21 protein-coding genes are annotated in these 22,063 nt (G+C 66.0%); 18 read left to right on the top strand and 3 right to left on the bottom strand.

Going from position 1 to position 22,063, the window contains the following annotated elements; translation table 11 throughout:
* Positions 1 to 10: 10 nt before the first annotated feature.
* The 6 genes from DNK34_RS07810 to urtE all read left to right on the top strand — a co-directional run bounded on the left by DNK34_RS07810 (position 11) and on the right by urtE (position 6,453).
* Entirely contained in the window at positions 11 to 736 is a 726-nt protein-coding gene (locus DNK34_RS07810; RefSeq protein WP_131173293.1) for a GntR family transcriptional regulator, read from the top strand.
* A gap of 59 nt (positions 737 to 795) precedes the next feature.
* Positions 796 to 2,061 carry an urea ABC transporter substrate-binding protein gene (gene urtA, locus DNK34_RS07805; RefSeq protein ID WP_131173294.1) on the top strand — a complete coding sequence of 422 codons (1,266 nt, stop codon included), beginning with the start codon at positions 796 to 798 and terminating at the stop codon, positions 2,059 to 2,061.
* 89 nt (positions 2,062 to 2,150) lie between these two features.
* Complete coding sequence (urtB, locus tag DNK34_RS07800) at positions 2,151 to 3,734, top strand: urea ABC transporter permease subunit UrtB (protein WP_131173295.1); 1,584 nt, start codon at positions 2,151 to 2,153, stop codon at positions 3,732 to 3,734.
* A complete protein-coding gene (gene urtC / locus DNK34_RS07795; RefSeq protein ID WP_131173296.1) occupies positions 3,734 to 4,813 on the top strand; it encodes an urea ABC transporter permease subunit UrtC in 1,080 nt (359 codons plus the stop codon). The genes urtB and urtC overlap by 1 nt, the downstream gene beginning before the upstream one ends.
* Positions 4,810 to 5,661, top strand: a complete 852-nt coding sequence (gene urtD, locus DNK34_RS07790) for an urea ABC transporter ATP-binding protein UrtD (RefSeq protein ID WP_131173297.1) — start codon at positions 4,810 to 4,812, stop codon at positions 5,659 to 5,661. Before urtC ends, urtD begins: the two co-directional genes overlap by 4 nt.
* 93 nt (positions 5,662 to 5,754) lie before the next feature.
* Positions 5,755 to 6,453: an urea ABC transporter ATP-binding subunit UrtE gene (gene urtE, locus DNK34_RS07785; RefSeq protein WP_131173298.1), complete on the top strand. Its 699-nt coding sequence runs from the start codon at positions 5,755 to 5,757 to the stop codon at positions 6,451 to 6,453.
* A 271-nt stretch (positions 6,454 to 6,724) separates the two neighbouring features.
* On the opposite strand, the gene DNK34_RS07780 is transcribed toward urtE, so the two are convergent.
* Positions 6,725 to 7,513, bottom strand: a complete 789-nt coding sequence (locus DNK34_RS07780; protein WP_131173299.1) for an aldolase — start codon at positions 7,511 to 7,513, stop codon at positions 6,725 to 6,727.
* Between the two features lie 212 nt (positions 7,514 to 7,725).
* Here DNK34_RS07780 and DNK34_RS07775 point away from each other — a divergent pair, with 212 nt between their 5' ends.
* Positions 7,726 to 9,051 (top strand): aspartate aminotransferase family protein, encoded by a 1,326-nt coding sequence (locus DNK34_RS07775; RefSeq protein ID WP_131173300.1) that lies wholly within the window; start codon positions 7,726 to 7,728, stop codon positions 9,049 to 9,051.
* A gap of 185 nt (positions 9,052 to 9,236) precedes the next feature.
* On the opposite strand, the gene pdxR is transcribed toward DNK34_RS07775, so the two are convergent.
* Entirely contained in the window at positions 9,237 to 10,724 is a 1,488-nt protein-coding gene (gene pdxR / locus DNK34_RS07770) for a MocR-like pyridoxine biosynthesis transcription factor PdxR (protein ID WP_131173301.1), read from the bottom strand.
* 189 nt (positions 10,725 to 10,913) lie between these two features.
* Between pdxR and DNK34_RS07765 the strand changes: the two genes are divergently transcribed.
* From DNK34_RS07765 to DNK34_RS07745, 5 genes are all read left to right on the top strand, one after another.
* On the top strand, positions 10,914 to 11,810 hold the full coding sequence (locus DNK34_RS07765) for a transporter substrate-binding domain-containing protein (protein ID WP_131173302.1): 897 nt from the start codon (positions 10,914 to 10,916) through the stop codon (positions 11,808 to 11,810).
* Between the two features lie 237 nt (positions 11,811 to 12,047).
* Positions 12,048 to 12,689 (top strand): amino acid ABC transporter permease, encoded by a 642-nt coding sequence (locus DNK34_RS07760; RefSeq protein WP_131173303.1) that lies wholly within the window; start codon positions 12,048 to 12,050, stop codon positions 12,687 to 12,689.
* Positions 12,690 to 12,701: 12 nt separating this feature from the next.
* Positions 12,702 to 13,364 (top strand): amino acid ABC transporter permease, encoded by a 663-nt coding sequence (locus DNK34_RS07755; protein ID WP_131173304.1) that lies wholly within the window; start codon positions 12,702 to 12,704, stop codon positions 13,362 to 13,364.
* Positions 13,357 to 14,118, top strand: a complete 762-nt coding sequence (locus tag DNK34_RS07750; RefSeq protein WP_131173305.1) for an amino acid ABC transporter ATP-binding protein — start codon at positions 13,357 to 13,359, stop codon at positions 14,116 to 14,118. Before DNK34_RS07755 ends, DNK34_RS07750 begins: the two co-directional genes overlap by 8 nt.
* A gap of 54 nt (positions 14,119 to 14,172) precedes the next feature.
* Positions 14,173 to 14,934 (top strand): SDR family NAD(P)-dependent oxidoreductase, encoded by a 762-nt coding sequence (locus DNK34_RS07745; RefSeq protein ID WP_131173306.1) that lies wholly within the window; start codon positions 14,173 to 14,175, stop codon positions 14,932 to 14,934.
* A gap of 255 nt (positions 14,935 to 15,189) precedes the next feature.
* Here DNK34_RS07745 and DNK34_RS07740 read toward each other — a convergent pair whose 3' ends face one another.
* Positions 15,190 to 17,148, bottom strand: coding sequence for a methyl-accepting chemotaxis protein (locus DNK34_RS07740; protein ID WP_242675294.1), 1,959 nt, complete (start codon positions 17,146 to 17,148; stop codon positions 15,190 to 15,192).
* 397 nt (positions 17,149 to 17,545) lie between these two features.
* Here DNK34_RS07740 and DNK34_RS07735 point away from each other — a divergent pair, with 397 nt between their 5' ends.
* The 6 genes from DNK34_RS07735 to ureC all read left to right on the top strand — a co-directional run bounded on the left by DNK34_RS07735 (position 17,546) and on the right by ureC (position 21,977).
* Positions 17,546 to 18,391 (top strand): urease accessory protein UreD, encoded by an 846-nt coding sequence (locus DNK34_RS07735; protein WP_131173308.1) that lies wholly within the window; start codon positions 17,546 to 17,548, stop codon positions 18,389 to 18,391.
* Positions 18,392 to 18,516: 125 nt separating this feature from the next.
* The gene (gene ureA / locus DNK34_RS07730; protein WP_131173309.1) at positions 18,517 to 18,819 is read left to right on the top strand and encodes an urease subunit gamma; all 303 of its coding nucleotides are present in this window, start codon (positions 18,517 to 18,519) and stop codon (positions 18,817 to 18,819) included.
* Between the two features lie 8 nt (positions 18,820 to 18,827).
* Complete coding sequence (locus DNK34_RS07725; RefSeq protein ID WP_131173310.1) at positions 18,828 to 19,346, top strand: GNAT family N-acetyltransferase; 519 nt, start codon at positions 18,828 to 18,830, stop codon at positions 19,344 to 19,346.
* Positions 19,346 to 19,876, top strand: coding sequence for a GNAT family N-acetyltransferase (locus DNK34_RS07720; protein ID WP_131173311.1), 531 nt, complete (start codon positions 19,346 to 19,348; stop codon positions 19,874 to 19,876). Before DNK34_RS07725 ends, DNK34_RS07720 begins: the two co-directional genes overlap by 1 nt.
* Positions 19,873 to 20,178, top strand: a complete 306-nt coding sequence (locus DNK34_RS07715) for an urease subunit beta (protein WP_131173312.1) — start codon at positions 19,873 to 19,875, stop codon at positions 20,176 to 20,178. Before DNK34_RS07720 ends, DNK34_RS07715 begins: the two co-directional genes overlap by 4 nt.
* A gap of 98 nt (positions 20,179 to 20,276) precedes the next feature.
* Positions 20,277 to 21,977, top strand: coding sequence for an urease subunit alpha (gene ureC, locus DNK34_RS07710; RefSeq protein ID WP_131173313.1), 1,701 nt, complete (start codon positions 20,277 to 20,279; stop codon positions 21,975 to 21,977).
* Positions 21,978 to 22,063 lie beyond the last annotated feature (86 nt).

Genomic DNA, 22,063 nt, shown 5'->3' with positions numbered 1-22,063 from the left:
GTACACCAGCATGCAACTGGCCGGTTCCAGCCCAAGACGCCGCAAGGAACGCCCGGAAAACCTCGCCGGGCGCATCTACCTGCAGCTCAAGGACGACATTTTCGAGTTCCGCCTGCTGCCGGGCGACCGCTTCAGCGAAGGCGACGTGGCCGAACGCATGGCGGCCAGCCGCACGCCGGTGCGCCAGGCGCTCCATCGCCTGGAGCGCGAGGGCTACCTGGAGCTGTACTTCCGCAGTGGCTGGCAGGTCAGGCCATTCGACTTCGAGCATTTCGAGGAACTCTACGAGGTGCGCATCGTGCTCGAGCTGGAAGCGGTGAGACGGCTGTGCGTGCGCCCCATAGGCGAGCAGTCGCCTGCCCTGGAGGCACTGACGCGCACCTGGATGGTGCATCACGAGCAACGCCTGCATGACGGCGCCCTGGTTGCCCAGCTCGACGAGCGCTTCCACTGCCAATTGCTGGAGATCGCCGGCAACCGCGAAATGGCCCGATTGCACCGTGAGGTCAGTGAAAAGATCCGCATCATCAGGCGCCTGGACTTCACCCAGGCGCCGCGGGTGCACGCCACCTATGACGAACACGCGCGGATACTCGACGCGATCCTGGCGCGCCGCGGCGAAGAGGCACAGCTATTGCTGAGGACTCACATCGAGGTGAGCAAGGCACAAGTGCGCAAGATCACCCTGCACAGGTTGCACAGCGCCCGACAGCGGGCCATGCCGGCACCGCGGTGACCCGATGTCCCTCAATAACAACACAATCACTTAACCCGTTCGTGAATGGAGATCGCCCTATGCAACGTCGCAGCCTGATCAAGGCCTTCACCCTGTCCGCCTCCCTCGTCGCCATGGGCATGAGCTGGACGCTGCAGGCCGCCGAGACCATCAAGGTCGGCATCCTGCACTCGCTGTCCGGCACCATGGCCATCTCGGAGACCTCGCTGAAGGACATGGCGCTGATGACCATCGACGAGATCAACGCCAAGGGCGGCGTGCTCGGCAAGCAGCTCGAGCCGGTAGTGGTCGACCCGGCCTCCAACTGGCCGCTGTTCGCCGAGCGCGGTCGCCAGTTGCTGACCCAGGACAAGGTCGCGGTGACCTTCGGCTGCTGGACCAGCGTGTCGCGCAAATCGGTACTGCCGGTCTACGAGGAACTCAACGGCCTGCTGTTCTACCCGGTGCAGTACGAGGGCGAGGAAATGTCGCCGAACGTGTTCTACACCGGCGCCGCGCCGAACCAGCAGGCGATCCCGGCGGTGGAATACCTGCTCAGCGAAGACGGCGGTGCGGCCAAGCGCTTCTTCCTGCTCGGCACCGACTACGTCTACCCGCGCACCACCAACAAGATCCTGCGCGCCTTCCTGCACAGCAAGGGCGTGCAGGACAAGGACATCGAAGAGGTCTACACGCCGTTCGGCCACAGCGATTACCAGACCATCGTCGCCAACATCAAGAAGTTCTCCGCCGGCGGCAAGACCGCGGTGGTCTCCACCGTCAACGGCGACTCCAACGTGCCGTTCTATAAAGAGCTGGCCAACCAGGGCATCGAAGCCACCGACGTCCCGGTGGTGGCCTTCTCGGTGGGCGAAGAAGAACTGCGCGGTATCGACACCAAGCCGCTGGTCGGCCACCTCGCCGCGTGGAACTACTTCCAGTCGGTGGAGAACCCGGTCAACGAGCAGTTCGTCGCCAACTGGAAAGCCTACGCCAAGGCCAAGAAGCTGCCGAACGCCGACACCGTGGTCACCAACGACCCGATGGAAGCCACCTACGTCGGCCTGCACATGTGGGCCCAGGCGGTCGAGAAAGCCGGTACCACCGACGTCGACAAGGTACGTGAAGCCATGGCCGGCCAGGAATTCGCCGCGCCGAGCGGTTTCACCCTGAAGATGGACGAGAAGAACCACCACCTGCACAAGCCGGTGATGATCGGCGAAGTCCAGGACGACGGCCAGTTCTCGGTGGTCTGGGAAACCGACGGCCCGGTTCGCGCCCAGCCCTGGAGCCCATACATCGAAGGCAACGACAAGAAAGGCGACACCCCGGTGAAGTCCAACTGATCGATAGCTGAAAGCCAGAAGCTGGAAGCCGGAAGTCGATTGCCTGTCCTCCAGCTTCCGGCTTCGAGCTTCCGGCCCGCGGAGCTTTTATGCCAATTTACCTTCGGGTTCTGATCAGTCTGCTACTGCTGCTGCCCTTCACCGCCCAGGCTGGCGATGCGGCCGACTTCGTCGCCGGCAATGCTTCGCAGCAGGCCAAGCTGCTGGAAACCTGGGCCGCCGCGCCGGACAGCGCGCGCCTGCCGCTGCTCGAAGCCCTCAATCAGGGCCGCCTGGCCGCCGACAGCGACAAGACCCCGTTCATCGAGGAGGCCGACGGCTACCGTGCCGCCGAAGGCGACGGCGATCCCGCTGCGGCCCAGCCCACCGACACCCCGCGCAAACTGCGCCTGAACAATCGCCTGCGCGGCCTGGTGGCCGGCGCCCTGGCCAGCCACCGGCTGCTTGCCGAGGATGCCGGGCAACGCCTGGCCGCGGCGCGGCAACTGCAGAAGAGCGCCAAGCCGGCACAGCTGGCCCTGCTCGACGAACGCCTGGCGGCCGAGCAGGACGCCGCCGTGCGCGACGCCCTGACCCTGGCCCTGGCCAACCTGCAACTGGTCGACCCGAACCCGGCGGTGCGCCTGGCCGCCGTGCGCCTGCTCGGCGAAACCGGCGAGCCATTGGCCCGCACCCGCCTGGAGCTCCTGCTCGAGCCCGGCGTGGAGAGCGATGCCAGCGTACGCACCGCCGCGGAAACCAGCCTGGCCCAGGTCAAGCGCAAGCTGCTAGTCGGCGAACTGCTCGGCCAGGCCTTCAGCGGCATGAGCCTGGGCTCGATCCTGCTGCTCGCCGCCCTGGGGCTGGCCATCACCTTCGGCCTGCTCGGGGTGATCAACATGGCCCACGGCGAGATGCTGATGCTCGGCGCCTACTCCACCTACATGGTGCAGACCCTGTTCCAGCGCTTCGCCCCCGAGGCCCTGGCGCTGTACCCGCTGGCGGCGCTGCCGGTGGCGTTCTTCGTCACCGCCGTCATCGGCATGGCGCTGGAGCGCACGGTGATCCGTCACCTCTACGGCCGCCCACTGGAAACCCTGCTGGCCACCTGGGGCATCAGCCTGATCCTGATCCAGCTGGTGCGCGTGCTGTTCGGCGCGCAGAACGTCGAAGTGGCCAACCCCTACTGGCTGTCCGGCGGCATCCAGGTGCTGCCCAACCTGGTGCTGCCGTACAACCGCATCGTCATCATCGGCTTCGCCCTGTTCGTCGTCGTGCTCACCTGGCTGCTGCTGAACAAGACCCGCCTCGGGCTGAACGTCAGGGCGGTGACGCAGAACCGCAACATGGCCGCCTGTTGCGGCGTGCCCACCGGCCGCGTCGACATGCTCGCCTTCGGCCTCGGCTCGGGCATCGCCGGCCTCGGCGGCGTGGCCCTCAGCCAGATCGGCAACGTCGGCCCGGATCTCGGCCAGAGCTACATCATCGATTCGTTCCTGGTGGTGGTGCTCGGCGGCGTCGGGCAACTGGCCGGTAGCGTGATGGCGGCCTTCGGCTTAGGGCTAGCCAACAAGATCCTCGAGCCGCAGATCGGCGCCGTACTGGGCAAGATCCTCATCCTCGCGTTGATCATTCTGTTCATCCAGAAGCGTCCGCAAGGCCTCTTCGCATTGAAAGGACGGGTGATCGACTGATGAACCAACCCATGACCCTGACCCTGGCACAGAAAGCCGGCTCCACCCTGACCCTCGCCGTGCTCGGTCTGGTGCTCGCCGTGCTGGTGGCCATGCCGCTGCTGCACCTGCTGCCGGGCGACCACGCCCTGCACGTGTCGGCCTACACCCTGACCCTGGTCGGCAAGATCCTCTGCTACTGCATCGTCGCCCTCGCCCTCGACCTGGTCTGGGGCTATGCCGGCCTGCTGTCGCTCGGCCACGGCCTGTTCTTCGCCCTCGGCGGCTACGCCATGGGCATGTACCTGATGCGCGAAGCCGCCGGCGACGGCCTGCCGGCGTTCATGAGCTTCCTCGCCTGGACCGAGCTGCCCTGGTACTGGTACGGCACCAGCCACTTCCTCTGGGCCCTGTGCCTGGTGGTGCTGGCGCCGGGCCTGCTGGCCCTGGTGTTCGGCTTCTTCGCCTTCCGCTCGCGGATCAAGGGCGTGTACTTCTCGATCATGACCCAGGCCCTGACCTTCGCCGGCATGCTGCTGTTCTTCCGCAACGAGACCGGCTTCGGCGGCAACAACGGCTTCACCAACTTCCGCAGCATCCTCGGTTTCGAGATCACCGCGGCCAGTACCCGCGCCACCCTGTTCCTCGCCACCGTGGCCCTGCTGGTCGGCAGCCTGTACCTGGGCTGGCGCCTGGCGCAGAGCAAGTTCGGCCGGGTGCTGACCGCCCTGCGCGACGCCGAGAACCGCCTGATGTTCTGCGGCTACGATCCACGTGGCTACAAGCTGTTCATCTGGGTGCTCAGTGCGGTGCTCTGCGGCCTGGCCGGCGCCCTGTACGTGCCCCAGGTGGGCATCATCAACCCCAGCGAGATGGCGCCGACCCAGTCCATCGAAGCCGCCGTGTGGGTGGCCCTGGGCGGGCGCGGCACGCTGATCGGCCCGCTGCTCGGCGCCGGCCTAGTCAACGGCATGAAAAGCTGGTTCACCGTGGCCTTCCCCGAGTACTGGCTGTTCGCCCTCGGCGCCCTGTTCATCGTGGTCACCCTGTTCCTGCCCAAGGGCGTCATCGGCCTCATCAAGCGAGGGGAGAAATCATGAGAGTCGCTCCGATTCCCGAAGCCATGCTCGAACCGGTGTTCGACCCGGCCGGCAGCGGCCGTGACGCCATCGGCCTCGGCCAGAGCGCCGGTTCGGGCCTGAACGTCCGCCACGGCACCATCCTCACCCTGGAAGACATCAACGTCAGCTTCGACGGTTTCAAGGCGCTGACCGACCTGACCCTGTACATCGGCGTCGGCGAACTGCGCTGCATCATCGGCCCCAACGGCGCCGGCAAGACCACCATGATGGACGTGATCACCGGCAAGACCCGGCCGAACAGCGGCACCGCCTATTTCGGCGAAACCTTCGACCTGACCCAGATGAGCGAAGTGCAGATCGCCCAGGCCGGCATCGGCCGCAAGTTCCAGAAACCGACGGTGTTCGAGGCGCTGAGCGTGTTCGAGAACCTCGAACTGGCGCAGAAGACCGACAAGTCGGTATGGGCCAGCCTGCGCGCCCGCCTCAGCGGCGAACAGCGCGACCGCATCGACGAGGTGCTCGCCACCATCCGCCTGGAGGCCTCGCGCCAGCGCCCGGCCGGCCTGCTGTCCCACGGCCAGAAGCAGTTCCTCGAGATCGGCATGCTGCTGGTGCAGGACCCGCAGTTGCTGCTGCTCGACGAGCCAGTGGCGGGCATGACCGACGCGGAAACCGAATTCACCGCCGAACTGTTCACCTCCCTGGCACGCAAGCATTCGCTGATGGTGGTCGAGCACGACATGGGCTTCGTCGGCTCGATCGCCGACCACGTCACCGTACTGCACCAGGGCCGCGTGCTGGCCGAAGGCGCACTGCAGGACGTGCAGGCCAACGAACGGGTGATCGAGGTTTATCTGGGGCGGTAAAGCCGACAAAAACGCTGGAGGCTGAACGAGGGAGTCGCTTTTTCGTCCAGCCTTCAGCCTCGAGCCTCCAGCGGCTTTCAAAGGATTCAGAGCATGCTCAATGTCGAAAATCTGCATCAATACTACGGCGGCAGCCACATCCTCCGTGGCCTGTCCTTCGAGGCCAGGGTCGGCGAAGTCACCTGCCTGCTCGGACGCAACGGCGTCGGCAAGACCACCCTGCTCAAGTGCCTGATGGGGCTGATCCCGGCCAAGCAGGGCCAGGTCAACTGGGAAGGCAAACCAATCACCGGCTTCAAGCCGCACCAGCGCGTGCACGCCGGCATCGCCTATGTGCCCCAGGGTCGCGAGATCTTCGGCCGCCTCACGGTCGAGGAAAATCTGCTGATGGGGCTGTCGCGCTTCCCTGCCAGCCAGGCCAAGGAAGTCCCAACCTTTATCTACGAGCTGTTCCCGGTGCTGCTGGAGATGAAGCATCGCCGCGGTGGCGACCTGTCCGGCGGCCAGCAGCAGCAACTGGCCATCGGCCGCGCCCTGGCCAGCCAGCCACGCCTGCTGATCCTCGACGAGCCCACCGAAGGCATCCAGCCCTCGGTGATCAAGGAAATCGGCGTGGTGATCAAGAAGCTCGCCGCCCGTGGCGACATGGCCATCCTGCTGGTCGAGCAATTCTATGACTTCGCCGCCGAGCTGGCCGACCAGTACCTGGTGATGAGCCGCGGCGAGATCGTCCAGCAGGGCCGTGGCGAGACCATGGAGGCGGATGGCGTGCGCGGTTTGGTGGCGATCTAACCGCCGCCATCATGTCGGCGTAAAGGCGATAGCAGCCACAAGCTGCAAGCCTCAAGCTTCAAGTTAAAGGCAGAAGCGGCCGTTCGTAGGGTGGACGACGCTTCACCCGTCCACCGCTCCGCAATCGCAATGGTGGATGAAAAAAGCGTCATCCACCCTACGCGCTTGAGGCTGGAAAGCTGGACGAAAGAGCCTGTGCGGTTTGCTTGTCGTTCAGCCTCCAGCCTCTAGCGCTCTTATCGGCCGTCCGCTCCCGCCTTACAGCAGCCCTTCAATCGGCGAAATCCGGCTCCAGCCGGGCGATCTGGCGCTTGACGCTCTCCAGGTGCAGGCGCGCGCTTTCGGCGTTGCCTTCGAGCATGACCTGGCAGGCCTTGCGCGCCACCTCGTGGGGCACCGGTTTCAGGGGCCGGCCGCTGGCCATGGCCTTGAGCTGCACCTCGGCGGCGCGCTCCAGGTAGTAGAGGTCGTCCCAGGCCTCGGCGATGGAGGCACCCAGCACCAGCGGGCCGTGGTTCTTCAGCATCAGCACATCCGCATCGCCGGCGGCGCGGGCGATACGCTCGCCTTCGGCGTTGTTCAGCGCCAGGCCGTTGTAATGCTCGTCCACCCGCAGGCGCCCGTAGAACTTCAAGGCGGTCTGCCCGGCCCAGGCCAACGGATCGCCCTCGAGCATGCACAGGGCGGTGGCGTTGGGCATATGGGTGTGGAACGCCGCCTTGGCCCGCGGCTGCAGACGGTGCAACTGGGCGTGGATGAAGAACGCCGTGGCTTCCGGTGTGCCCTCCCCGGCCACCACACGGCCGTGGAAATCGCAGATCAGCAGCGACGAGGCGCTCACCTCGCTGAACGCCAGCCCGTTCGGATTGACCAGGAACAGGTCATCGTGACCGGGCACCACGAAGGAGAAGTGATTGCAGATGCCCTCGCCCAGGCCGAGGCGTGCGGCCATGCGCAAGCAGGCCGCCAGGTCGATGCGCGCCTGGCGAATCGCCGGGCTGTCGAGGGTGCCGGAGCGCTGATCGGCAGGGGTGGCGTTGACATCGAATACGTGAGCCATGGTCGCTGTCCTGTTGAGTGCGTGGACAAACCCTAACATCCTCGATCTGGCGCGCCAGTGACAGTCGCCGGGCGAACGTGGGGCCAGATGGCTGACCCGGCGATGCCAGCCATCTGGCCCTACTGCGGTGGGCCGCTTTGTTCCTATTGTGCATGACCTTGAAACCGCCGCCGGCCAAGCGACCGGCGCGCTTCGCCCATCACGAGGTCGCCATGAGCAGCCCAACGCAGATCAGCAACGACTATGTCCACGCCCTGGATCGCCAGTACGTTTTCCACTCCTGGTCGACCCAGGGCGCGCTCGACCCGCTGGTGATCGCCGGTGGCGCCGGGTGCACCTTGTGGGACTACGACGGCCGCGAGTACCTGGACTTCAGCAGCCAGTTGGTCAACACCAATATCGGCCACCAGCACCCCAGGGTGGTCGCCGCGATCAAGGCCCAGGCCGAACAACTGGTGACCATCGCCCCGGCCACCGCCAACCTGATGCGTGGCGAAGCGGCCAAGCGCATCCTCTCCCACGCGCCCGCCAACTTCAGCAAGGTGTTCTTCACCAACGCCGGCGCCGACGCCAACGAAAACGCCATGCGCATGGCCCGTACCTATAGCGGTCGCGACAAGATCCTCTCGGCCTATCGCTCCTACCACGGCAGCACCGGTTCGGCGATCGTCGCCACCGGCGATCCGCGCCGGGTGCCCAACGAGTTCGCCCGCGGCCACGTGCACTTCTTCAACCCCTACCTGTACCGCAGCGAATTCGACGCCGCCAGCGAAGCGGAGGAATGCAGCCGCGCCCTGCGGCATCTGCGCCGGGTCATCGAGTGCGAAGGGCCGGCCTCGATCGCCGCGATCCTGCTGGAAACCATTCCCGGCACCGCCGGCATCCTGGTGCCGCCCGAGGGCTACCTGAAAGGCGTGCGCGCCCTGGCCGACGAGTTCGGCATCCTGCTGATCCTCGATGAAGTGATGGCCGGCTTCGGCCGTACCGGCAGTTGGCTGGCCCTGGACAACTTCGCGGTGGTGCCGGACCTGATCACCTTCGCCAAGGGCGTCAATTCGGGTTACGTGCCGGCCGGTGGGGTGATGATCGCCCAGCCCATCGCCGAGTACTTCGACAGCCACTTCTTCCCCGGTGGCCTGACCTATTCCGGTCACCCGCTGGCCATGGCGGCCATCGTCGCCACCCTCGACGCCATGGCCGAGGAAGGCATGGTCGACAATGCCCGGCGGATCGGCCAGGAACTGCTCGGCCCGGGCCTCAAGGCGCTCGCCGGCAAGTACCCGCTGATCGGCGAGGCGCGCGGCATCGGCCTGTTCTGGGCGCTGGAATTCGTCGCCGACCCGGTGAAGAAAACGCCACTGGCGGCGCCGATCATGGCGCAGATGAAGGCCGCGCTGCTGGAGCGCGGGCTGCTGGCCTTCGTCGTGGAGAACCGCATCCACGTGGTGCCGCCGTGCATGGTCAATGCGGCCCAGGTGCAGCAGGCCCTGGCGATCTTCGACGAGGTGATCGGCGAATTCAGCCGCCGGCAGCCGTAGCTACCGTCACGCTGCTTGGCAGGCAAGAACACGCTCGACGCCAGTAGGAGCGTCGACCTCGGCGCGATGCGATGGCGGCCATCCCGTAGACTCCGTGGCGTGGCCACTATTCGCCGCAGGGGCGCGGCTCCTATGCGAACCTGGCCTCAGGCGCCTGGTCGCTCGCGGTATGGCGCGGGCTCTCGTCACTGCCGCTGCAGAACCTCGGCGAGGATACCGATGCCCGGCGCGATCAGCGGCACGTCGATGGCGTGAAAGCCCATGCGGAAGAAGCGTTGCGGCGGCGATTCGTTGAAGAAGAACTGCGCCCCCGGCTCGATCAGCACGCTCTGCTGGGCCGCGGCCCAGGCCAGCTTCTGGCTGTCGACGCCCGCCGGCGCGCTGAGCCAGAAGGCGCCGGCGCCGGCACTGCTGACATGCCGGCAACCCGCGAGCAGGCTATCCAGCGCCGCGTGCAGCGCCTCGCGGCGGCGCCCGTGCTCTTCGCGAAAACGCCGCAGGTGGGCGTCGTAGTGGCCCTGGGCGAGGAACTGGGCGAGCATGCGCTGGTTGTTCAGCGGCGGGTGCCGGTACATCAGCCGGCGCAGCGCGCGCAGCTCGTCGATCAGCTCGGCGTCGGCGACCAGGTAGCCCAGCCGCAGCCCCGGCGAAAAGGCCTTCGACAGGCTGCTCATGTACACCACCCGACCACTGCTGTCGCTGGCCTTGAGCGCCGGCTGCGCGTGGTTGTCGAGATTCAGTTCGGCGTCGTAATCGTCTTCGATGACGATCTGATCGTGCTGGCGGATCCGCTGCAGCAGCTGGCTGCGGCGTGCCGCGCTCATGCTCACCCCGGTGGGCACCTGGTGACCGGGCGTGACATACAGGTACTCGCAGCCGTCGAGGCGCTCGTCGACGCGCATGCCCTGCTCATCGACGTCCTGCAGGTGGATGTCCGCGCCCTGCAGGTCGAAGACGTTCCAGGCATCGCCGAAACCCGGGTTCTCCAGGGCCACGCGGGTGCCCTTGCCCATCAGCAGGGTCGCCAGCAGGTACAAGGCGTTTTGCGAGCCGAGGGTGATGAGGATTTCATCGGCGCCGGCCCAGATGCCGCGCTTGGGCAACACCCGGGTGCGCAGTTGCTCGATCAGCATGGCATCGTCCTGATCATGGCTGTCACGCAGCCACTCCGGGTTGCGCTCGCTGCGCATGCTGCTGCGCGAGACTTCACGCCAGCGCTCCAGGGGAAACAGGTCGGCGATCGGCTGGCCATAGATGAAGGGATAGGTGAAACGCCGCCAGTCGCTGGGGCGCAGCACGCCATGCCTCATACTCGGCTGCATCTTGAAGCGACCGCTCCATCCTGGTGCATCGACGGCCTGCGGGTTGGCGTCGCTGTGTGCCGGCGCCAGGCGCGCCAGCGCGACCTCACGCTGGCTGCCGCAGTAATCCGGGTGCAGGTAGTAGCCGCTGCGCGGGCGGCTGACCAGGTAACCGTTGTCGAGCAGGCTTTCGTAGACCAGGGCCACGGTGTTGCGCGAAATCGACAGTTGCTGCGACAGCCGCCGACACGACGGCAACGCTTCTTCCTGGGGAAATCCGCCGGCGAGGATGGCCGACACCAGCGACTCGCGCAGCTGTTCCTGCAGCCCGCGCTGGTGGTCGAAATCGAGGTGGAAGAAGTGGTCGATCATGGTCGCGGCCCACGGCATGCAGACCTGTCGACGAAGCAATTAGTGAGCCATGGCCAGGGGCGCGGACTGGCCAGGCGAATGTCCGCAACTGCACCTATCACCGGGTTCGACGCCTCTCTATGGTGAAAAACAGCCATCTGGCACGCCTGTCGCAAGTCCATCGCCCAGTCGACACACGGAGTTCCAACCATGACCCACGCACGCAACCAAGCAGCAACGCGCCTGAACGGACTCGGCCGCCTGAAGAAACTGGCCCTCGCCGGCCTGACCGGCTGCCTGCTGGCCAGCACGCTGAGCGCCCATGCCGATATCGCCGACATCGAGAAGCGCGGCTACATGAGTGTGGCCACCGAGGACGACTACGCCCCCTTCAACTTCATCGTCGACGGCAAACCCGAGGGTTTTCACAAGGAGCTGCTCGAAGACCTGAGGGCCTACGCGAAATTCGACGTACGCCAGGAAATCCTGCCCTGGACCGGCCTGCTCGCGTCCGTCGCCTCCGGCCAGTACGACATGGCTTTCACCGGCGCCCTGGTCACCGACGACCGCCTGCGCGTATTCAACTTCGCCCCGCCCTTCGCCTCGGCCCAGCACTTCTACGTCAAGCGCGCCGGTGACGAACGTCTCGGCGACATCGCCAGCCTGTGCGGCAAGACCGCCGGCCTGCAGGCCGGCAGCGCCCTGCTCGCACGCCTGCCGGAGCTGAAGAAGATGATGGCCGACGCCGGCTGCGAAATCGGCGATGTGGTCGAGTACCAGTCCTATCCGGAAGCCTATGCGGATCTGGCCAACGGCCGCCTGGACTACGTGATCAACGCGCTGATCTCGGTCAACGACCTGGTCAAGACCCGCGGCGACACCTTCGAGAAAGGCATCGCGGTATCCGGTGACGGCTTCGCCGCCTGGCCGGTGCCGAAGAAAAGTCCCGAGGTACTCGAGTTCCTCACCGGCTTCATGAACCACATCCGCGACAACGGTCGCCTGGCCGAACTGCAGAGCAAATGGTTCGGCGAAGCCTTCCCGGCCATGCCCAAGGAGCCGATCACCCAGGTCGATCAGTTCCACACGCTGGCCGGCATGGAATAAGCCGGCCGGACAGCTGGAGGCTGGAGGCTGGAGGCAAAGCATTGTGCGCGGTGTCGAGTCCGCGGGACAGCCACAGTTCTGCCTGCTGCCTGCGGCCGCTGGTTTCGTTTTCCACCACGTTGGCCCCCGCTTTGCTTCTGTTTCCAGGGCGAGCGGGCTGGACACCTCTGACACAACGGTTTGCCAGCTCGCACGCCTCACCCCGCCAGACACTCTCTCTTCGCCCAAGGAGCCCCCATGAACGGACAAGCCTGGCTATTGCTGCTGGAAGGTGCCTGGACGACCCTGTGGATCTCCGGCATCGCCATCGCCATCGGTGTTTTCGCCGGCCTCGGCATCGCCCTGCTGCGCATGGCCAGAATCCCCTTTCTCGAACAGCTGCTGGTGCTCTACACCAGCCTGGCCCGCGCCACACCGCTGGTCACCCTGGTGCTGTTCATCTTCCTGTCGGCGCCGATGTTCGGCGTCAACCTCGATCGCAACACGGCGGCGATCCTGGCCCTGACCCTCAACACCACGGCCTTCAACGCGGAGATCTGGCGCGCGGCGTTCATCAGTTTCTCCCGCGACCAGAAGGAAGCGGCCCTGGCCTGCGGCATGACCCATGGCGTGTTCCTGCGCCGCATCATGCTGCCGCAGATGCTTACCAGCAGCCTGCCCGGCCTGGTCAACGAAATGTCCTTCCTGATCAAGGGCAGCCCGGCCATCGCCATCATCGGCATCGTCGACCTGACCCGGGTGACCAACCGCATCGCCGCCGTCACCTACGACCCGTTGCCGCCGATCCTGGCCGCCGCGCTGCTGTACATGCTGATCATCGGCGTGCTGCTCAAGCTGCAGGCGATTGCCGAGAAGAAAGCCAACCGGCTGGCCATGTAAGGAAATTTCAGCATGACCGAATGGAGCATTATCTGGGACGCCCGCGAAGCCTTCTTCAACGGCTTCCTCAACACCCTGTTGCTGTTCGTCCTGTCCAGCGTCTGCGCTTTCGTACTCGGCTGCGCGATGCTCTACAGCCTGGAAGAACGTACGCCACTGTCGACCCTGGTGCGCTGGCTGGTCAACGGCATGCGCATGCTGCCGTTCCTGATCCTCGCCTACCTGCTGTACTACGGCCTGCCGCGCCTGGGATTGCGTCTGGATGCCTGGACGGCCGGCCTGATCGCGCTGATCGTCTACCACGGCGCCTACTTCGCCGAGATCCTGCGCGGTAGCCGCCTGGTACTGCCAGCGGGCCATGTCGAGGCGGCCATGGCCCATGGCTTCACGCCGTTCAAGCTGTTCATGCGCATCATCCTGCCGCAACTGGTGATCAAGACCCGGCCACTGCTGGGCAATCAGTTGATCATCGCCCTCAAGGACACCGCCTTCCTGACCATCATCACCGTGCAGGAGCTGACCGCCGCCGCCAACTCGGTGCAGGCCACCTACTTCATCCCCACCGAAGCCTTCTTGGTGGTCATCGTGCTGTACTGGCTCATCAGTATCTGCCTCGAACTGGCGCTCAAGTGGGCCGCACGCTTCGGCGCAAAACGAGGATTCGAACATGGCTGACATCCCGGCTGTACGCATTCACAACCTGTCCAAGAGCTTTTCCGACATCGAAGTGCTGCGCGACATCGAGCTGACCGTGAACAAGGGCGAGGTGGTCAGCGTGCTGGGCTCCTCCGGCTCGGGCAAGTCGACCATGCTGCGCTGCATCAACTGGCTGGAGGAGCCGGATCGCGGCAGCATCCACATCGCCGGCCAGCGCATCGGCGTCAACGAGCAGGCCGGGCGCAAGATGACCAACCGCGAACTGGCGGCCATCCGCGCCAAGACCGGCATGGTGTTCCAGGGCTTCAACCTGTGGCCGCACCTCAGCGTGCTGCACAACGTCATGGAGGCCCCGGTGCACGTCAAGGGCATGGCCAAGGAACAAGCCCGCGCCATCGCCATCGAATTGCTGGAAAAAGTCGGCATGGGCGACAAGCAGGACAGTTATCCTTACACCCTCTCCGGCGGTCAGAAGCAGCGTGTGGCGATTGCCCGCGTACTGGCCATGAGCCCGGAGGTGATCCTGTTCGACGAGCCCACCTCGGCACTCGATCCGGAGCGGGTCGGCGAAGTGCTGACGGTGATGAAGAACCTCTCCGCGGAGGGCTACACCATGATCGTGGTCACCCACGAAATGGAATTCGCCCGCGCGGTATCGGATCAGGTGGTGTTCCTGGAAAAGGGCAAGATCATCGAGAAATCCGCCCCGGAGAAATTCTTCAGCAACCCGGAGACGGAACGGGTACGCAAGTTCCTCGAACTCTCCGCCTGACGGACATGGGCCGCTGCGGCGGCCGTTACTGACACCCCTGACAAGAGGCAGAACATGACCAAGGTAGTTTTCATCACCGGCGCAACCTCCGGCTTCGGCCGTGCCACGGCACGCCGCTTCGCCGAAGCGGGCTGGGCGCTGGTGCTCAGCGGCCGTCGCCTGGAGCGCCTGGAAGCGCTCAAGGCCGAGCTCGAAAGCAAGGTACCGGTGCATATCGCCGCCCTCGACGTGCGTGACGCCACGGCCGTGCAGGCCCTGGTCGACGCACTGCCCGCACCGTTCGACAAGGTTCACGCGCTGATCAACAACGCCGGCCTGGCCCTGGCCCCGGAACCGGCGCAGAAGGTGGCGCTGGAGGACTGGCACACCATGATCGACACCAACATCACCGGCCTGGTCAACGTCACCCATGCCGTGTTGCCCAAACTGCTGGAAACCGGCAAGGGCGCCAGCATCGTCAACATCGGCTCGGTGGCCGGCGAATGGCCGTATCCGGGCGGCCACGTCTACGGCGCCAGCAAGGCGTTCGTCAAACAGTTCAGCTTCAACCTGCGCTGCGATCTGATCGCCACCGGCGTGCGCGTCACCGACATCGCCCCGGGCATGGCCGAAACCGAGTTCACCCTGGTGCGCACCAAGGGCAACCAGGCCGCTTCCGACGCCCTGTACAACACCACCACGCCGCTGACCGCCGAAGATATCGCCGAGCAGATCTTCTACGTCGCCACCCTGCCCGACCATATCAACATCAACCGCCTGGAAATCATGCCCAGCCGTCAGGCCTGGAGCCCGTTCGCCGTCGACCGCGACAAGTGACGGCAACGCCGGGCGCGCCCTGCGCCCGGCCTCCCTCTGGGAGCTGCCGCCACTCCATCCAGGATCGTTCAGTCAGGCAGAGCCGGGCCACGGCTCTAACAGGCCGTTGAAAAACGTAGGCGAGGCAGCCGATGCGAGGCAAAAACAGGCGAGAAAGCGGAGTTTACGTGCTGTAAATGAGCATTTTGATTGGACTCGCACACGAGCCTGTTTTTAACGAAGCAGCGGCAACGCAGGTAGTTTTTCAACAGCCTGCTAACGGCTGCGGCTCATCCGCGCCAGGCGCTGGGACAGCTCCTCGACGCCACGACCCAGTTCGCGCAAGGCCCCGGAGTCACGCGCCCCCTCTTCGCTGGCACCGTGGATACGCACCGCCAGTTCACTGATCTCATGGGTCACGTGGCTCTGTTCCTGGGCGGCCACCGCGATCTGCTGGGCGCGCTGGACGATGTCCTCGAAGCCGCTCACCGTCCCCTCCAGCGTGGCCGCAACGCCGTTGGCCTGCTCGACCGCCTCGCGGGTGCGTCCGACACCGGCCTGCATGGTGGCGACCGCCTGCCCGGAGGCCTCTCGCAACTGGCCGATCATGACCTGGATCTCGTTGGCCGATGCCTGGGTGCGTCCCGCCAGCGTGCGCACTTCGTCCGCCACCACGGCGAAACCACGGCCCTGCTCACCGGCGCGGGCGGCCTCGATGGCGGCATTGAGAGCGAGCAGGTTGGTCTGCTGTGAAATGGAGGTGATGACGTCGAGCACACTGCCGACGCGCTCGATATCCAGCCCCAGGCGAGCGATGGCCGATTCGGCCTGGCCGATCTCCTGCGCCAGCGCCTGGATCGACTCGCTGTTGCCACGCACGCTGCCCTGGCCCTGACGCGCCGCCAGCAGTGAGCGATCGGCCGTGTCCGAACAATCCGTGGTATTACCCGCCACTTCCTGCGCGCTGGCCGACATTTCGGTAATGGCAGTGGCCAGCAAGGCATTGTCCTCGCGCTGGGTCTCGGCACGTTCGGCGATCGTCACCGACAAGCGCGCCAGCTCCGAAGCCTGCCCCTCGAGCACCCGGGACTCCTCGGCGATATCGAGCAGCATGGCCCGCAGCGAACCGGCATAGCGATTGACTGCCGCACGCAAAGCGCCGATCTCGTCAGCCCGCTGCACCTGGAGTTCGGCGCCGCCGCCTTGGCCGAGCTGCTCGATCTGCCCGGTGGTCTCCTCGATCTGGGCGAGCAGGCGCCGACCGGCCAGCCAGGCCAGTCCCAGCAACAGGGCCAGCAAGGGCAGCAGGAACAGCAGGATCTCGCCCGTCAGGCGCTGGGACAGGCCGGTGACCTGACGCTCCGGCGTGACCAATCCCAGCTGCCAGCCGGTGTTGCCGAGGGGCTCGAAGCTGATGTAGGCAGGCCCCTGCAGTTGCTCGTCGCGCTCCAGCACCGAGGTCTGTTGCCCCGAACGGGCCGCCTGCAACGCCGCCTGCAAAGGCTGGATGGCCGGGTTGCGGGCGACCAGGGCGGCCAGGGTCGGTAGTTCGCCGGTCGCCTCGACCCCGGGGAAGAACAGGAGATTGCCCGCCTGATCGACGACGAAGGCGTAACCGCCAGTGACGTTGCCTTCGCGCTGCAGGAACTGCGCGAGGCCGTCGAGGCGCAGGTCGAGCGTCGCCACACCGGCGAACTGCCCCGCGATCCGGTAAGGCACGCTGCAGGTGGTCATGGCCACGCCCGTCACGCTGTCGAGGTAGCCTTCCGACCAGACACAACGACCAGCCGCGGCCGAGCGGGCCGCGCTGTACCAGGATTCGCCCTGATAGGCAGCGGCTGCGGCCGCGTTGTAGTCGTCGCTGTATTCGAGCTGACCACCGGCGTTACGCGCCCAGAAGAAACTGCGTCGCTGCACGCCGGCTTCGAATGCCCCCGGCTCGGGCCACAGGCCGCCCCCGGCGATGGCCTGGTCGCCCTGGCTGTCGATCACCCCGGGCAGGCTGTCGCGTACCAGTTGCGCGTCACGCGGCAAGGCCTCGGCCAGGTGCGCCAGGGCCGCCGTGGTGCCCTGAATCTCGCTCAGTTGCAAAGCGAGCTGGCGCGCCAGGGCAGCCGCCGCCTGCTCGGCGGCGGTGACCCCTGCCGCCATCAGTTGCGGCTTGCCGCGCAGGGTCATCACCGAATAGACCGCCAGACTGGTCAGGCTCAACAGCAGCAAGACTCCCCAGGTCATCCGTTTCGCCACGCTTACCGGTAGTAATGTCATGACAGGCTCCGATCGGTTTCCGGGCGTAAAGCAACTCAGCCGCTCTCGATCATCATAGCTGGGGCCGCCGCATGCGACGCCGACAATGGCTTGGCCGACCCCTTCCCGGCGCAGAATCCGCCGGGATGAGTCCCACGCCAGCGATGTCGCCATTTAGCCGGGCCAGCCGCTGGCAAGCACCAACTTGGCCACCTGATCAGGAATCAATGCACCACTACAGGGCAAAAACGAATCCGCCGTGCCCCGCGCCCGTCACTCGATGCGCCAGTGTGGGGCCAATGCCGGTGCACGGCCGCACAAGGCACGGCTATTGCTCGATAATCCACCATCGCCATCGTGCGCACCCGGATCGACCACCGCCCCAATGAATGCGCCCGCACCGCTGTTCACCCCCAACTGGCATGCCGAACTGCAGCTGGCCTATGCCCGTGTCGGCAACGCCACGCGTCCGGTGCTACGCCGCCACCAGGGCCCGCTACGGGTGCAGAAACATCTGTATGCCGAGGGCGAGCAGGTCTGCCAGCACATCATCGTCCACCCGCCCGGCGGCATCGCCGGCGGCGATCGCCTGCACATCGCGGCCCGGGTCGGCGAAAACGCCTGGGCACAGCTGACCAGCCCCGGTGCGGCCAAGTGGTACCGCGCCAACGCGCCGGCCCGCCAGCAGCTCGACCTGCAGGTCGAAGCGGGCGCCACCCTGGAGTGGCTACCCCAGGAAACCATCGTCTATTGCGCCGCCCAGGCCGAACTGCACACCCGCATCGACCTGCACGGCGATGCCCGCCTGCTGTACTGGGACATCGTCGCCCTCGGTCGTCCCGCCAGCGCCGAGCGCTTCGACCAGGGCCACCTGCACGCACACCTGGACATTCGCCGCGACGGCCAGCTGCTCTGGCACGAGCGCCAGCGCATCGGCGGCGGCGATGCCCTGCTCGACTCGCCCATCGGCCTGGACGGCTGGCCGGTATTCGCCACCCTGCTGATCACCGGAGAAGCCGATGCCGAACTGCTCGAACGCTGCCGCGAGCTGCCCACGGCGAATGGCACCCGGGTTCGCGGCGACCTCAGCCAGTTGCCCAGCCTGCTGGTGGCCCGCTGCCTGGCCCGGGAAACCTTGCACGCACGGGCCTGGTTGATCGATCTTTGGCACCTGCTGCGTCCGGCCCTGCTCGGCCGCCATGCCGTGCCGCCGCGTATCTGGAGCACCTAGGGGAAAATGTCCCCACACAAGAAAGCAGGATGGATTAGCCGAGGGCGTAATCCGTCGTTGCCAGTATCGGATCGCGCTTCGCCAGGCTGCGAGCCCCCGATCCAATCCACGAAATGGAGCACATGATGGACCTTTCACCCCGCGAAAAGGACAAGCTGCTGATCTTCACCGCCGGCCTGGTCGCCGAGCGGCGCCTGGCCAGGGGCGTCAAGCTCAACTACCCGGAAGCCATGGCCTACATCTCCGCGGCGCTGCTCGAGGGCGCCCGCGACGGCCGCACGGTGGCCGACCTGATGCACTACGGCACCACCCTGCTGGCGCGTGAGCAGGTGATGGAAGGCGTACCGGAGATGATCCCGGAAATCCAGATCGAAGCCACCTTCCCGGACGGCACCAAGCTGGTCACCGTCCACCAACCGATTGCCTGAGTGCCGCCATGCCTGCCCTTATCCGTGCTGCCGTTGCCGAAGACCTGCCCGGCATCCTCAGCATCTACAACGATGCCGTGCTCAACACCACGGCGATCTGGAACGAACAGCCGGTGGACCTGGCCAACCGCCAGGCCTGGTTCGAGAGTCGCGCCCGGCAGGGCTATCCGCTGCTGGTCGCGGTGAACACCGCGGGCGAGGTGCTCGGCTATGCCTCGTTCGGCGACTGGCGCCCCTTCGAGGGCTTTCGCCATACCGTCGAGCATTCGGTGTACATCCGCAACGATCAGCGTGGCCAGGGCCTGGGGCCCCTGCTGATGCAGGCGCTGATCGGGCAGGCGCGCGAATGCGGCAAGCACGTGATGGTCGCCGCCATCGAAAGCGGCAATCTCGCCTCGATCCGCCTGCATGAGCGCCTCGGTTTCGCCAGCACCGGGCAGATGCCGCAGGTGGGCTGCAAGTTCGGTCGCTGGCTGGACCTGACCTTCATGCAACTGACCCTCACCCCCGAACGGGGCGTGCCCTGATGCTGCAGCTGCTGTCGCTCGACGAACATGGCCTGGACGCACAGCGCCCGGGGCTGATCGCACTGCTCCTCGATGCCGTGGCCCATGGCGCTTCGGTGGGTTTTCTCGCCGACCTCGATGCCGCACAGGCCAATGCCTATTTCGACGAGGTGCGCCAGGGCCTGGGCAACGGCACGCAACTGCTCTGGATCGCCCAGGAAAACGCCCGCATTCTGGGCAGCGTGCAACTCGGCCTGTGCCAGAAGGCCAATGGCCTGAACCGTGCCGAAGTACAGAAACTGCTGGTGCTGAGCAGCGCACGACGCCGCGGCATCGCCGCCCTGCTGATGCAACAACTGGAGAGCCGCGCCCGACAACTGCAACGCGGGCTGCTGTACCTCGATACGGAAGCCGGCAGTGGCGCCGAGCCTTTCTACCGCGCCATCGGCTACCACTGTATCGGCGGTCTGCCCGATTACGCCTGCGGTCCCGATGGCCAGTATCGGGCCAACGCCATCTACTACAAGACCCTGTCGAGGAGAGACCGATGATTCCCGGCCAGTACCAGATCCAGGACGGCGAGATCGAACTCAACGCCGGCCGCCGTACCCTGTCCCTCAGCGTGGCCAACAGCGGCGACCGCCCCATCCAGGTCGGCTCGCACTACCACTTCTTCGAAACCAACGATGCGCTGATCTTCGATCGGGCCAGCACCCGGGGCATGCGCCTGAACATCGCCGCCGGCACCGCGGTGCGCTTCGAACCGGGCCAGAGCCGCGAGGTGGAACTGGTCGAGCTGGCCGGCGAGCGCCGCGTGTTCGGCTTCGCCGGTCGGGTGATGGGAAGGCTGTAAAGACGAAAAGAGCGCTGGAGGCCATAGGCCGGACGAGAGCCGCTTTTTCGTCCAGCCTCCAGCCTTCAGCCTCAAGCGAATTGGAAGGAGCTGAAAACATGAAGATATCCCGTAGCGCCTACGCCGACATGTTCGGCCCCACCGTCGGCGACAAGGTGCGCCTGGCCGACACCGAGCTGTGGATCGAAGTGGAGAAGGACTTCACCACCTACGGCGATGAAGTGAAATTCGGCGGCGGCAAGGTCATTCGCGACGGCATGGGCCAGAGCCAGCTCTGTGCGAAAGATGTGGTCGACACGGTGATCACCAACGCGCTGATCGTCGATCACTGGGGCATCGTCAAGGCCGACGTCGGCCTCAAGGACGGGCGCATCCAGGCCATCGGCAAGGCCGGCAACCCGGACATCCAGCCGGACGTGAGCATCGCCATCGGCGGCGCCACCGAAGTCATCGCCGGCGAGGGCATGATCCTCACCGCCGGCGGCATCGACACCCATATCCACTTCATCTGCCCGCAGCAGATCGAAGAAGCCCTGATGAGCGGCACCACCACCATGATCGGCGGCGGCACCGGGCCGGCCACCGGCACCTTCGCCACCACCGTCACCCCCGGTCCCTGGCACATGGCCAATATGCTCAAGGCCGCCGACGCCTTCCCGATGAATATCGGCTTCACCGGCAAGGGCAACGTGTCGCTGCCCGAACCGCTGATCGAGCAGATCGAGGCCGGCGCCATCGGCCTCAAGCTGCACGAGGACTGGGGCACCACCCCCGCCGCCATCGACAACTGCCTGGCGGTGGCCGACCGATACGACATCCAGGTGGCGATCCACACCGACACCCTCAACGAATCCGGCTTCGTCGAAACCACCCTGGGCGCGTTCAAGGGCCGCACCATCCATACCTACCACACCGAAGGCGCCGGCGGCGGCCACGCCCCGGACATCATCAAGGCCTGCGGCCTGCCCAACGTGCTGCCCAGCTCGACCAACCCGACCCGGCCGTTCACCCGCAACACCATCGACGAACACCTGGACATGCTCATGGTCTGCCACCACCTCGACCCGAGCATCGCCGAGGACGTGGCCTTCGCCGAAAGCCGCATCCGCCGCGAGACCATCGCCGCCGAGGACATCCTCCACGACCTCGGCGCATTCAGCATGATCAGCTCCGACAGCCAGGCCATGGGCCGCGTCGGCGAAGTGATCACCCGCACCTGGCAGACCGCCGACAAGATGAAGCAGCAGCGCGGCGCGCTGGCCGAGGACGCGCCGGGCAACGACAACTTCCGGGTCAAGCGCTACATCGCCAAATACACCATCAACCCGGCGATCACCCATGGCATCAGCCATGAAGTCGGCTCCATCGAGGTGGGCAAGTTCGCCGACCTGGTGCTCTGGCGCCCGGCCTTCTTCGGCGTCAAGCCGACCCTGATCCTCAAGGGCGGCGCCATCGCCGCCAGCCTGATGGGCGACGCCAACGCCTCCATCCCCACCCCGCAGCCGGTGCATTACCGGCCGATGTTCGGCAGCTATGCCGGCATGCGCCACGCCACCAGCCTGACCTTCATCAGCCAGGCCGCGGCGGATGCCGGCGTACCGCAGAAACTCGGCCTGCAGAAACGCATCGGCGTGGTCAAGGGCTGCCGCGAGGTGCAGAAGAGCGACCTGATCCACAACGACTACCTGCCGAACATCGAGGTCGACCCGCAGAACTACCAGGTCAAGGCCGACGGCCAGTTGCTCTGGTGCGAACCGGCCGAGGTGCTGCCCATGGCGCAGCGTTACTTCCTGTTCTGAATACGAGGAGCGCGAAGCGTAGGTTGGGCTGAGCGCAGCGAAGCCCAACACTCCGTGCATACGCTGCCCCCGGGCTACACTCCAAG

It is taken from the genome of Phytopseudomonas dryadis (assembly GCF_004327355.1).
Classification (GTDB): domain Bacteria; phylum Pseudomonadota; class Gammaproteobacteria; order Pseudomonadales; family Pseudomonadaceae; genus Aquipseudomonas; species Aquipseudomonas dryadis.
This window is presented reverse-complemented; position numbering and strand designations above follow the sequence as displayed.